Origin of the sequence: Flavobacterium sinopsychrotolerans (assembly GCF_900110375.1) — a bacterium.
GTDB lineage: Bacteria > Bacteroidota > Bacteroidia > Flavobacteriales > Flavobacteriaceae > Flavobacterium > Flavobacterium sinopsychrotolerans.
The window spans coordinates 220,324-235,027 of record NZ_FODN01000006.1; the positions used below are offsets into that span (position 1 = coordinate 220,324).

Annotated in this window: 6 protein-coding genes; 3 read left to right on the plus strand and 3 right to left on the minus strand. The window is 36.6% G+C overall.

The annotated features are described in order from the left end of the window. Positions 1-53: 53 nt before the first annotated feature. The 3 genes from BMX64_RS12050 to BMX64_RS12060 form a co-directional block, all read right to left on the minus strand. Positions 54-1,328: an AmpG family muropeptide MFS transporter gene (locus tag BMX64_RS12050; protein ID WP_091172176.1), complete on the minus strand. Its 1,275-nt coding sequence runs from the start codon at positions 1,326-1,328 to the stop codon at positions 54-56. 26 nt (positions 1,329-1,354) lie between these two features. Further along, the gene (locus BMX64_RS12055; protein WP_091172179.1) at positions 1,355-2,884 is read right to left on the minus strand and encodes a glycoside hydrolase family 10-like protein; all 1,530 of its coding nucleotides are present in this window, start codon (positions 2,882-2,884) and stop codon (positions 1,355-1,357) included. Positions 2,885-3,264: 380 nt separating this feature from the next. Further along, positions 3,265-4,473 carry an anhydro-N-acetylmuramic acid kinase gene (locus tag BMX64_RS12060; protein WP_091172181.1) on the minus strand — a complete coding sequence of 403 codons (1,209 nt, stop codon included), beginning with the start codon at positions 4,471-4,473 and terminating at the stop codon, positions 3,265-3,267. A 337-nt stretch (positions 4,474-4,810) separates the two neighbouring features. Here BMX64_RS12060 and BMX64_RS12065 point away from each other — a divergent pair, with 337 nt between their 5' ends. From BMX64_RS12065 to BMX64_RS15930, 3 genes are all read left to right on the plus strand, one after another. Next, a complete protein-coding gene (locus BMX64_RS12065; RefSeq protein ID WP_091172182.1) occupies positions 4,811-7,726 on the plus strand; it encodes an FAD-binding and (Fe-S)-binding domain-containing protein in 2,916 nt (971 codons plus the stop codon). Between the two features lie 275 nt (positions 7,727-8,001). Continuing rightward, a complete protein-coding gene (locus BMX64_RS12070; RefSeq protein ID WP_091172184.1) occupies positions 8,002-9,921 on the plus strand; it encodes an amino acid permease in 1,920 nt (639 codons plus the stop codon). A gap of 684 nt (positions 9,922-10,605) precedes the next feature. Next, positions 10,606-14,704, plus strand: a 4,099-nt coding sequence (locus BMX64_RS15930; RefSeq protein ID WP_091172187.1) for a beta strand repeat-containing protein, incomplete at its 3' end; no start/stop codon positions are given.

The window sequence follows — 14,704 nt, forward strand, 5'->3', positions numbered from 1 at the left end:
GACTTACTTAAATAAACTTATATGACTTATATGCTAAAAAAAAGCTAGTTTGTTTATTCTTGTTCAGATTTCTTTCCAAAATCGGCTGGGAAAATCAAAAATCGGGATAAAATCAATCCTGGAATGGTTGCCAAAAACACCCAAATAAAGAAATTTCCATACCCCAGATATTCTTGGATATAACCGCTCAACATTCCCGGAAGCATCATTCCTAAAGCCATAAATCCGGTTGCAATAGAGTAGTGGGATGTTTTTGATTCGCCATCGGCCACATAAATTAAATACATCATGAAAGCAGCAAAACCAAATCCATACCCAAATTGTTCCGCAATTACTGTTAAATAAACATAGACAACGGAACCAGGGTGGAAATGCGAAAGCAAAATAAATCCTATTATGGGTAAATGCATGGCTAAAATCATGGGTAACATCCATTTTCCTAATCCATCTCTAGAAATGACAATCCCGCCCAAAATCCCTCCAACAGTAAGTGAAATTACGCCAAAAGTTCCATAAATCACACCGACATCCTGAGTGGTTAAACCCATTCCGCCTGCAGCTATTGGATCTATTAAAAAAGGAGTCAGCATTTTTAACAGTTGCGATTCCCCTAATCTAAATAACAGAATGAAAGCCAAAACTAGACCAATTTGTTTCTTTTGAAAAAAAGTAGCGAAAACGGCTCCGAAACTCTTATTTGGAACCAGTTCAGTTTTGTTTTCAACGATTGTTGTTTCTGTTTTTGGTGTCGAGAAAAAATTATAAATTGTAATTATTGCCATAATCAATGCTACGACAATCATTGTATACGACCATGCTTTTTGTTTATCGCCATATTCTTGTTCGAGGTATCCTGCAATTACCACGATTAGTCCATTTCCGGTAAGCATCGAAAGTCGGTAAAATGTACTTCTAATTCCTAAAAAAAAGGATTGTTGTTCTTTTTCTAAAGCCAACATATAGAATCCATCACTGGCGACATCATTAGATGCGGAAGCAAATGCTGCAACCCAAAAAACAGCCAAGCTAATGACAAAAAAATTGCTGAAAGGAATCGTTAAGCCCACAATCAGAAAAGCAATGGAAATTACCAATTGCATGCTTAAAAACCACTTTCTTTTAGTCGAATAGAGATCAATAAATGGACTCCACAACGGTTTAATTACCCATGGTAAATAGAGTAAACTGGTATAAATTCCAATATCTTCATTGTTAATTCCGAGGTTTTTATACATAATCACCGATACCGAAATAATAATGGCATAAGGTAAGCCAGAGGCAAAGTTTAAAACGGGAATCCAATACCAAGGTCTATTGTCTGTTTTCATTTATAGCGAATTATATTCAATTAAAATTATAGTGTAAAGTTGACAAAAGTTGCTTCACTTTCATTACCATAAAAATCTATGAATGTAATGGCGCAGGAATTATTTTTATCTAATTTGTATGTTGGAATTACCACTTCAACGGCAGTTTTTTCACTAAAGGCAATTTTGTTGATGATTTGACTCGGATCATTTACATCAATTTGAGTTTTGAGTGTAGATCCATAAACCATTACATAACGCACTTGGCTGTTCTCCGGATAATTGACATTAAAACTGGATGAAATCGGGTTTTTTACAAGTGAATTTACCGTAGGAATAACTGCTACTTTTTTGACGAAATTTGGAACAACATACGGAAGAGCAGGATATTTGTATTGGTTGTTTTCTAGTAATTGAGTCACACTTTGATTTTTATTTAAAAATGATTTGGCACTAAAAAAAGCATTTCCCTGAATGTTTTTATAGGATCTGGTGACATCTATTTGATTCGGAATTTCATAAGGATTATTCCATCTTTTGTCAGAATCGGTGTTAATTTTATAGGTTCCGTTTCCAATATATATTGCAGTATTCGTTGAGTTTTCGGACCACCAACGCAATAGTTTTGAATAGGATGCTTTAGGATGATCCATACTCCAATACAACTGTGGGACAAGGTAATCAATCCATTTATTTTCCATCCACGTTAAGGGATCAGCAAATAAATCATCATAATTTGTTTGTCCAGATTCCGTTTCTGAACCTCTGGGATCCACTGATTTATTTCTCCAGACTCCAAACGGGCTGATGCCAAATTGTACCCAAGGTTTTATGTTTTTAATCGAAACCGAAACATCTTTTACAAAAGTATTTACATTCGAACGTCTCCAATCGGCTAAACTCATTCCATTTCCATATTTTTTGAATGAATTAGCGTCATTAAATAATTCTCCTTTTATTTTGTACGGATAAAAATAGTCATCAAAATGAATGGCATCAATATCATAGTTGTGAACGACTTCTTCCACAACAGTCAATAAATGTTTTTGAACTTCAGGTAGTGCAGGATCATAATAGTATTTTCCACCATATTTAATCATCCATTCCGGATGTTTAAAATAATCATGTTCTGGACTTAAAAGCGTTGTGTTATAGTCCATTGTAGCACGGTATGGATTTAACCAAGCATGAAATTCAAATCCGCGGGCATGAGTTTCAGCAATCATCCACGCTAATGTATCAAAATAAGGTTTGGGTGCCTGTCCTTCTTTTCCAGTCAAAAAACGGGACCAAGGCGCTAATTTAGTTGGATAAAAAGCATCACCAACGCTTCTAATCTGAACAATTACAGCATTATAATTTAGTTTTTTGTACGCATCTAAAATCTCAATATAATCCGCTTTTTGTTTGGCGACATTATCAGTGCTGGTTTTTGGCCAGTCAATATTTACCACAGTAGCAATCCATACGGCTCTAAATTCATTTTTTGGATTTGTTGCCAGTGCTTGTGCATTACCATTCCAAAAAGAAAGTGAAAGGAATGCAATAAGCAAAAGGGTGTGCTTGTAATTTTTCATTAGAGTCTTGTTTATAAAGTATTCAAAAATAGTTTTTTTAGTGAAATTTACCAGTTAAAATGGTTTTAAAATTTGACTTGTTTATTTTGTACAATTTCTTTGCCAAATTATTTGTATCCGCTACAAAAAGTAAATTGGGACAATATTTTAGGGGATATACTTTAAAAATTAATTTGTTCGATAGCTATTTCTGGTTTTTTAATCTTAATTGAGCTCAAAAATCTTGCGGTTATTCCTGAAAATAAAAATACAATCATGGACTTACTCACCAAATTAAAAACAAATTAGTCCAATTTTTATAGTTTGCAATACCTCCAGTTTATCATACAAAGGAGTTTGTTCAGAGTGATTTATTATAGTTAAAAAAATGTCTTTCTTTTTTAATTGGGAAATGATATTTTCCCCATAGAAACTGAAGGGATTCCTTTACGGGTGCCAAAATCTGAGCCTCCACCCGAAATCGTTTCGTTAGCTAAAACAGCGAATAATACTGCTTCTTTTGCATCACCAGAAATACCTAATTCATCAGTTGTAAAAAAATGGCAAGGCAATAGTTCTTTTAACCAATTAACTAATAGTGGATTATGTGTTCCGCCGCCTGACATATAAATAGAGAAATTTTCTAAATCGTATTTTGTATTTGCTACAGCATACTTAATTGCTTCGGCTATAGTTACGGCGCTAAATCTTGTTAATGTCGCTAATAAATCAGGAACCGAAATATTTTCCGTGTTGCTTTTGGCTTGAGCCTCTTTAACATAGTCGATATTAAAAAGTTCTGGACCAGTAGTTTTTGGGAAAGAATCTTTAAAAAATTTATCTGCTTTTAAAGTCTCTAAAAGGGATTGATTTACAACACCAAGTTTTGCAATTTCCGCATCTTTATCATAAGATTTTCCGGGGTAAAATAGTCTGATACACGCATCAATTAAAGTATTTCCAGTGCCGGTATCCGTTACGAAAACCTCCTCGGGGTTCATATTTGAGGGTAAATAGGTGAAGTTTGCAATACCGCCCATGTTTAACATAATGCGATTTTCGCCTTTTTTTCCAAAAATAAAATAATCACCGTAAACCGCCAAGGGAGCTCCTTCACCACCTGCTGCAATGTGTTTTTGTCTGAAATCGGAGAGGGTTATTATTCCTGTTTTTACAGCAATGTGATCGCCATCACCAATTTGCAACGTACCATTTGGGAATTTTTCTTGCTGATGCGAAATTTTTGGGAGGTGCAATACTGTTTGTCCATGTGAAGCAATTAAATCGACGTCATGACTCGATATATTCCAGTTTTCCAAACAATTTAAAACCATGTTGGCATGAAGTATGCCAATCCATTCATTCAATAATACAAGATTGTGGAAATCAATATTTTGTTTTGCAAAAACTTTTTGAATTTCAGTTTTTATTTCTTCGGAATATTCAACCGTGTCAAATTTTAGTAGTGTAACTTTTGTGTTTTCTCCGGCACCTGAAACCTCGCATAAAGCAACATCGAGGCCATCCATTGAAGTGCCTGACATAAGACCAATGATCATTCGGGTGGGTTTTTGAGCAATTTTATACAGTAATTCTAGATTTACATTCATGATTCAATTTTTAGCGTACTATTTTGTTTTTGGATATCATTTAAATAGTGGAATATTTGTATTGGATTATTAAAAAAAGTTGCAAACTTGAATAAAAGCAAGTTTCTGTATGGATGTATTACTAAAATAAATTGCATAAACTTTTTAGCAAAGTACAAATTAATTTTAAATGATTAATAATGATCTAATGTGTCAATAAATTTATTTTTCGGAAACCGATAGATACGACTAAGAATCAAATATTTTAATTGCATCAATGGGTTTTATTACTAATATTATTAAATTATAATTCACGATATTTTATATTTGTGAAAATAACAGCAATTTACGCCACTACATGTCAATCACGTCTCAACTAGAACAATTATCCCAGTCATTAGAAGGAACACTTTTTTTTGATGATCTTCATAAAACATTGTATGCCACAGATGCTTCCGCATATCGGATTATGCCGGTAGCTGTAGCGATTCCAAAATCAGTGGAAGATATTGTGAAAATTATTCGCTTTGCAGCAAAAAATAAGATTTCAATTACGCCCAGAACTGCCGGAACTTCATTGGCTGGTCAAACAGTGGGTAACGGAATAATTGTTGATGTTTCGAAACATTTCACCAAGATAGTCGCTTTTGATTCCTTGAAAAAAACGGTTACCGTGCAGCCGGGAGTAATTCGGGACGAACTGAATTTGTACTTAAAAGAACACGGATTGTTTTTTGGACCCAATACTTCGACTTCAAATCGCTGTATGATTGGTGGAATGGTGGGTAATAATTCATCGGGAACCACATCGATACGTTATGGTGTGACCCGAGATAAAATAGTGGAAATTAAAGCGGTTTTAAGTGATGGGACTTCGGCAGTATTTAAAGAAATAACTTCGGCGGAATTCATTGAAAAAACAAAAGGAAACACGCTCGAAAACTCCATTTATAAGACTATTTATGACGAACTTTCAAATACAGAAAACCAAAAGGAGATTATAAAGGAATTTCCGAAACCTGAAATTCACAGAAGAAATACGGGTTACGCGATTGATTTATTATTGAAATCGGAGCTTTTTGGAGGAACGGAAAATACGATAAATTTAGGGAAACTCCTTTGCGGAAGCGAAGGAACTTTAGCATTTACCACAGAAATCACGTTGAAAGCTGACGAATTACCACCAACGAATAATGTTATGGTGGTAGCTCATTTTCATACCATTCAGGAAAGTTTAGAAGCGGTAGTTACTGCTATGAAACATCATTTGTATACGTGTGAAATGATGGATGATACGATTCTGAATTGTACCAAAACCAACAGAGAACAAGCCAAAAACCGATTTTTCATTCAAGGCGAACCAAAAGCGGTTATCATGCTTGAAGTGGCCTCTCATTATAGTATGGAAGATGCCGAAGTGCAAGCAAATGAGTTGATCTCCGATTTGGAAAGAAACAATTTTGGGTATGCTTTGCCAAAAATTTACGGCGCTGATATTGATAAAATAAATGAGTTGCGAAAAGCAGGTCTCGGACTTTTAGGAAGTATTGTCGGCGATAATAAAGCGGCAGATTCTATTGAAGATACCGCTGTTGAGTTGAGTGATTTACCCAATTATATTGCCGAATTTTCAACGATGATGAAAAAACACGGACAAGAGGCGATTTATTATGCACATGCCGGCGCCGGAGAATTGCATTTGCGACCAGTGTTAAATTTGAAAACAACAGAAGGGCTACATCAATTTAGAAATATTGCAACCGAAGTGGCTATTTTGGTCAAAAAATACAGAGGTTCGCTGAGCGGGGAACATGGAGATGGAATTGTACGAGGCGAGTTTTTGCCTTTTATGATTGGAGATAAGAATTATGAATTGCTAAAAAGAATCAAACACGCCTTTGACCCTAATACCATTTTGAATGTAGGTAAAGTTGTAAATGCTTTCAAAATGGATGAAAATCTTCGGGTGGAAGCGGGCAGAGTGGAACCGGAAATACAAACGATTCAGGATTTCTCAGACAGTATGGGGATTTTGCGTGCTGCGGAAAAATGTAATGGTTCTGGCGATTGCAGAAAATTACCTTCGGCAGGTGGGACTTTATGTCCAAGTTATCGTGCGACCCGAAATGAAAAAGATACGACGCGTGCCAGAGCCAATGCGCTGCGAGAATATCTGACACATTCAGAAAAAGACAATAAATTCGACCACGAAGAATTATATAAAGTATTTGAATTGTGTGTGAGTTGTAAAGCTTGCGCCAGCGAATGTCCCAGTAATGTGGATGTGGCTGCCTTAAAATCGGAGTTTTTGTACCAATATCAAAAAGCAAATGGATTTTCATGGCGCAATAAAATATTTGCTTTTAATGCGAAATTGAATGGTCTGGGAAGTATCACTCCAAGGTTCACGAATTTCATGGTGAATTTGCCTTTGGTAAAAAAAAGCATGGGAATTGCTTCTAAAAGAGAAGTGCCGCTTTTGGCTCCAAAGACGTTCAGGAAATGGTACGAGAAAAATTGGAATCAGGCGCCAGGTGATTCTTTTGTAAACGGAAAAGTATGTTTGTTTTGTGATGAATTTACTAATTTTTATGAAGTCTCGGTTGGAATCGATGCGTATGAATTATTGACAGCCTTAGGATACGAAGTAATTCTGGTGGACCATGAAGAAAGTGGAAGAGCTTTTATTTCGAAAGGTTTTCTCGAAGAAGCAAAAGCAATTGCGAATACAAATGTGGCTGTTTTTTCGGATTACATTACTGCAGATTTTCCTTTGATAGGAATAGAACCTTCGGCAATATTAACATTTAGAGACGAATACATTCGATTGGCTGACGATAAAGAAAGTGCTGAAAAATTAGCCAAAAATGTATTTACGATTGAAGAGTTTTTTAAAAACGAGATTACAAAAGGAAAAATTTGTGCAGAACAATTTTCTGAGGAGGCGAAAACAATAAAAATTCACGGACATTGCCACCAAAAGTCATTGAGTACGATGGAAGCGACTTTTGCGATGTTGAATGTACCGAAAAATAGTTCGGTTACTATTTATAATTCGGGATGTTGCGGCATGGCAGGTTCTTTTGGATATGAAAAAGAACATTATGAAATCAGCATGCAAATGGGAGAAGATACGTTGTTTCCAAAAATTAGAGCCACTGAACCCACAACGGCTATTGCAGCAGCAGGAACGAGTTGTCGGCACCAGATTTTTGACGGAACGAGTAGAAAAGCATTGCATCCGGTGACAATTTTAAGGAGTTGTCTGAAATAGTCAGTAAAAAATGAAGACATTTATCAGAAGCGGAAAAATCTCTTTTAGTTTTATAGTATTTATTTTTTATAGTACTGAAATTGATTTATTTGACTTTTTAAATCAATAAATAAATCATTTTAACTGAATTAAAAAATAATAAAAAAAAATAGTTGGAGAAACAGCAATAGTTCAATTTGTTTTATACTTTTGATTTTTGAAGATTATTTGCATAATATCTAACATAAAAACATATAATTTACAGTATATTAATTTTTAATGATAAAATTTACAATATGGCGTTAAAGGGTTTATTTAGAAAAAAAACAGTACAAGATATATTAAAACAAGTTGAAAAAAATAATGCTGATGGACATAACGCTCTAGGTAAACACTTAACTGCACGAGATTTGACCGCTTTTGGAATCGCCGCAATTGTAGGAGCAGGTATTTTTAGTACCATTGGAAAAGCAAGTGCCGATGGAGGTCCTGCGGTTATCTTTTTATTCTTATTTACTGCTATTGCGTGTAGTTTTGCTGCTTTTGCTTATGCTGAATTTGCTTCAATGGTTCCTGTTTCCGGAAGTGCTTACACGTATTCGTATGTAGCTTTTGGCGAAATTATAGCTTGGATTATTGGTTGGGCCTTGATTATGGAATATTCGGTTGGTAATATAACGGTCGCCATATCTTGGAGTGATTATTTTACTGGTTTGCTCGAAAGTGGTGGCCTTCATTTGCCACAATGGGTTCAGATGGATTTTTTGTCTGCTTCCAGAGGATTTGATGACGCCACGGCACTGATGCAAGGCGGAAAAGAATATGCTAACTTAAGTCCTGCTTTGCAAGATGCTTATACGGCTTGGACAACTTCACCAGTTATTGGTTCGTTTCATTTTGTTGCGGATCTTCCTGCATTATTAATTATCGTTTTAATTACCGCATTGATTTACCGCGGGATGAAAGAGTCCCGAAATGCAAGTAATATCATGGTGGTTGTCAAATTATGTATTGTTCTTTTAGTAATTGCTGTTGGTGTTTTCTATGTAGATACTGCTAATTGGGATCCATTTGCACCTAATGGTGTTACAGGAGTTTTAAAAGGAGTTTCGGCAGTGTTTTTTGCTTACATCGGTTTTGATGCTATTTCAACAACAGCGGAAGAATGTAAAGATCCACAACGCGATTTGCCAAGAGGAATGATGTGGGCCATTATTATATGTACCATTTTATATATTGCAATAGCACTAGTATTAACGGGAATGGTTCCTTATGACCAATTGAATGTAGGTGATCCATTGGCTTTTGTATTTGAAAAATTAGACCTAAAATGGATGTCGGGAATTATTGCGGTAAGTGCAGTTGTTGCTATGGCTAGTGTTTTATTAGTTTTCCAAATGGGACAACCGCGTATCTGGATGAGTATGAGCCGTGATGGATTGTTGCCAAAACGTTTCTCAAAAGTGCATCCAAAATATAAAACGCCTTCGTACGCTACAATCGTGACTGGTTTTGTGGTAGCAGTTCCGGCTTTGTTTTTGAATTTAACATTGGTTACGGATTTGTGTAGCATTGGGACTTTATTTGCCTTTGTACTGGTTTGTGCCGGAGTTTTAGTGTTACAAAATAGAACCGATATTCCTCGTGGAAAATTCAAAACTCCTTATGTAAATTCAAAATACATATTGCCAGTTTTCATTATTATTGGATTAGTATTTGCTTTTGGTTACAATGAAAAAGCGACTATGAATTTTATTACCAATGAAACTCAAATCAATAGTTCAGCGGATATTATCACATCGTTAAACAAAGAAGAAACTCAAAAAGTATACGATTATTTAGTACGTATAGATGCGAAAAACAGCACAGATGAAACGCCGGATTTAGAGCATTTATTAAGTCAATACCAAAAAGATGATGCAAAATATTCCAGTATTATAGCTGGTTTGCCAATTGCTGATGCTGTGAAATATGAAAGTGGTTTTAGTTTATTTAAACATAAAATTCCAATGTGGATTTTCCTAATTGTTTTAGCTGGATTATCGGTTTGGTCTTTTAAATCAAATTTATCATTGATTCCATTATTAGGCTTAATTTGTTGTTTGTATATGATGGCAGAATTAAGTGTTTGGAACTGGATTTATTTTGGAATTTGGCTTTTAATTGGATTGGTGATTTATTTTAGCTTCAGCCGAAAAAACAGTAAGTTGAATTAAAATATATGAAATCATATAGATGTATTAATTACAAGTTTAAGGCTACAAAAAAACTGACTAATCGTATTGATAGTCAGTTTTTTAGTTTTTTATAAGGCGGTAAATAGCTACAAGTGAATAAATTATATTCTATTTAGCGTTTAATTAGCAATTTAGGTCTTCTAAATTATGTTTTTTACCGAATAAACAATACATTTAATCGATTAAGGGTCTCAATTCCTCTTTTTTTTTTTTGATTTATCTTTTTTTTTATATAAATACATACATTTGCATGATATTAAGCAATTAAACATTTGTTTTTAGGAAGATTTTTGTAATCTTTAGTATTGGTTATTGTAAGTAATAACTAGCTTTTATAAAACAGATTTAATATATAAAATTCAATATATGAAGAACTTTACTTTTATTATCTCTTTTACCTTATCTTATTTTGCATCTATTGTAAACAAATATTTTGATAATAAAATTTTGTTCTATTTGTACTCAAAACAAATGTGTTATGGATTTTCCAATGAATTAGTAATGACTTTTTTTACTAATTACCAAACAATCAATAATTATCCACGCAAGAATTTAGTCCTTTTGAATGGTCAAATAAATTAGACGTATCAAAAAAACCAAACCTATTTTTTTTTCGTAAATAAATAATTTACCTAGATATTATTTTACAATACACACTGATATATGAAAAACTCTACCCACTTAAAAAATGTTTTTTTTAAAACTTTATTGCTTTTCATTTGTTTTTATTCTACTCAAGCACAGGTTTGTGGGACACCCGGAGCTGATGGACCTGTTGCGATATCAAATTCTATAAATACGTATTATCCAGTTGGAGGTAATATAACTTTAAATGCAGGAGCTCAATCCATAGTATTGGGGGCGGTACCACCAACAGATATTTATAATAATAGTTTTGGTTCAAATCAAATTTCTACAGGAGATTTGATCTTGATTATACAAATGCAGGATGCAGAAATAAATTACAGTAACAGTACTAGTTATGGTTCAGGAACTGCGACTAGTAGTCCTGATAATTTGGGAGGTACAGGATTTACAAGTCTTGGAAATACGGGTGTTTTTGAATATGTTATTGCTGTAAATAGTGTGCCTCTTACAGGGGGGAATTTTACGTTTAAGGGAACTGGTACTGGTGGTGGAGTTCTTAATAGTTTTTATAATGCTGCTGCAACGACTACACGAGGTAAGAGAACATTTCAAATTGTAAGAGTACCTCAATATTCTAATTTAACCTTAACTTCAAATATAACGACTCCGCCTTTTAATGGTTCTACAGGTGGAGTTATAGCTTTTAATGTTTCCGGTACGTTCAATTTTGCTGGATTTAAGATTGATGGAACTGCAAGGGGTTTTAGAGGAGGTTATAGTCCTCAAGCTGCCTCAAATGCTAATAATTCGACAACTTATGTGGGCAATGCCTCAAATACGGCTATTTCCGGAAAAGGAGAAGGAATGGCGGGTACGCCTAGGTATATGTGGGATGGTTATAATCAGGTAGATAATGGTGTTGAAGGAATGCCGGGGGGATCTTCTGGTAGAGGGGCTCCTGCTAATGCCGGTGGAGGCGGTAACGATCATAACGCCGGAGGTGGTGGTGGTGGTAATGGTGGCTACGGTGGTTTAGGAGGCTTGGGTTGGCAAGGCGGCGGCGGTAGCCTTTCTCCATTGACAGGAGGAGGAAGACCTGGTTTTAGGTCTTATCTTACGACTACTCCATTCCCAAGGATTATTATGGGCGGCGGCGGTGGTGCTGGTGATGCTAATAATGCTTCTACAGGTGTAAAAGGTGGTGTTGGAGGAGCAATAATTCTTATTAACGCGGGTACTGTTCAGGGAAGCGGCTCTATTTTGGCTAATGGAGGAAAAGGAGCGCCGGGTGCTTTTTCAGGCTCACCTGATGGAGCTGGAGGAGGAGGAGCCGGAGGAACGGTATTATTGAATATTGCTAATAATAGTACGGCAACTATTGCTATCGAGGCAAAAGGAGGAGATGGAGGAAATACAGAAAATGATAGCGGTGCTGTATTGCCACATGGCCCTGGTGGTGGTGGTGGTGGTGGAATTATTAGTCATAATCTTTCGGGTACGGTAACAATCAATGCTAACGTAACTAAAGGTTTGGCTGGTAAATCAAATGCAGGAAACGGAAATTCTCACGGTGCTATAGATGGAACGGACGGTTATGTATCAACTTTTGTTACTAGTGATATACCGCCAAATCTTCAGATTAATTCAAATTGTTTCCCCTCTCTTGATACCAAAGTAAAATCGTTGTCAACGACTGCTATTTGCAGTTCGATTGATGAAACGGTTTCTTATGAGATCGAGATAAAAAATACAGGAAGCGGTAATGCTGCAGATGTTGTCCTGAACTTTCTTTTTCCGTCAGGTATCGGATTCGATTCTGCTACGGCGACTTATTCGATTGAGGCTTCAGGACCTACAGGGGCTTTAACGAATACGAATACGGCCAATAATCCCGTATTTGGCAGTTTTAATATTGCTAAAAATGGAGTAGTTACCATAACCTTAGTAGGAAAAATAACGGGGACACTTGCTGCCGGGACTTACAATTCTAGCGCACAGGCTTTATACCTTGATCCGACCCGCACAACTGCTAATTCGAACAGAAAAATAACGGCATTCACAAATGCCTATGGTGGAGCAAATACAAAATATGAAGGAGCCAGTCAGGCTAATGTCCCGGGAACAAATTTTGATGGTTCCATCTCAACTGTTGATAATGTAACAATTGTATCTTTGCCGGGAACACCGACAACTACTGTAACGCAGCCAACTTGTACTACTTCAACAGGAACTATAATGGTAGCTGCTCCTGCAAATGGTTCAGGGATAAGTTATACCTTAAAAGGAACCAGTCCGGTAACGGCATCAATAAGCAATGCAATAGGTAATTTTTCTAACCTGGTAGCAGGTACTTATGAAGTGACAACCACGAATGCAAATGGATGTACTTCGCTTGCAACTACCAAAACAATTAATACTGTTGCTGGAGCACCAACCACCACAGGGGTTTCTATTTGTATAGGTGAATCTGGATCGTTAACGGCCTCGGACGCATGTGGTTCAGCTGCTCAGAATGCTCTAACGGCTTCGGGTACAGGAGGGAAGTCTAATGATGTAACTTATGGAGGGCTAGGGAATACAAATATTTTAGTGAATTTCCCAACTTTGCCTAATGGTGCTCTTGTAACAAGTACTGTTACAACTATTACGTTTGAGTCTAATGGTAACTCTTGGCGAAATGAATTGATGGTTAGAGTAACTCCTCCAATAACAGTAGGTGTTATGCAATCTAATTTGCAACCTTCTATGTTAGGTTCTAAAGGAACCGTGACTAATGCTTCTTTCGGTACTTGGGGAACAGGTAATCCATCGGGAAATTGGCTATTTGAGTTTAGAGAAACTTTTGATGATGGACCAAATCCTGATGCTGATATTTCAGATATAACTATTACAGTCAATTATACATTTCCAGGTTCCATAGAGTGGTATTCAGTAGCTAGCAATGGCTCTGTATTGGGTACTGGTTTGTCATTTAATCCGGTTGGGGTTGCTGGTTCAGGTTTGTCAAATACAAATTCTGCAGGGACAACTACTTATTATGCGGCTTGTGCCGGTTCAACTTGTAGAACGGCGACTAATTTTGTCATTATTGCAAAGCCAACCATTACGGGAACAAGCCCGGCATCAAGATGTGATGCAGGAGCGGTTACTCTGGGTGCTGCGACATCATCAGGAACCATAAACTGGTATGATGTTGCTTCGGGAGGAAGTTCATTGGCAACAGGAACGAGTTTTACTATGCCAAGCTTATCTGCAACTAAGATATATTATGTTGATGCAACTGATAATGGCTGTACAACCACAAGCAGAACTGCGGTTACAGCTACGGTAAATACTAGTCCAACAATCACCTCGACAACAGAAGCTTCAAGATGTAGTACAGGGACGTTAACTTTGATCGCCTCAGCATCATCAGGAACAATTAACTGGTATGCTGATCCTGTAGGAGGAAGTTCATTGGCAACAGGAGCGAGTTTTACCACACCCAGCCTATCTGCATCTACAACCTATTATGTAGGAGCCACCACGACTGCCGGATGTAGTTCAGTATCAAGAATTGCTGTTGCCGCCGTTGTAAATACAGCTTCGACAATTGCATTGACCAGCGGAACACAAAATCCGACAGTATGTACTGGAACGGCAATCACAACTACGGTTTATACTTTTGGGGGTAGCGCTACTAATGCTACGGTAACAAATTTACCAGCAGGCTTAGCATCAGCTGTAAATACAACAGCCAAGACAGTAACGATTAGTGGTATTCCAACAGTAAATGGTGTATATACAATAACAACAGTCGGTCATACATCACCTTGTACGGCAGCTACAATTAACGGAACAGTAACAGTAAGTGCACCAATCGCCCAAACAGTAACCGGAACCAATACGGTTTGTATCGGAAGTACAACCACTTTCACGAGTACCACGTCAGGAGGAACTTGGAGCAGTGCAACCCCAGCAGTAGCTACAGTTAATGCAGTTACAGGAGTTGTAACCGGAGGTACAGCAGGAAGTAGCGTAATCAATTATAGCGTCACCACAGCAGGAGGTTGTGTCAATACAGGATCTCAAACAGTAACAGTAAGTGCGCCAATCGCCCAAACAGTAACCGGAACCAATACGGTTTGTATCGGAAGTACAACCACTTTCACGAGTACCACTTCAGGAGGAACTT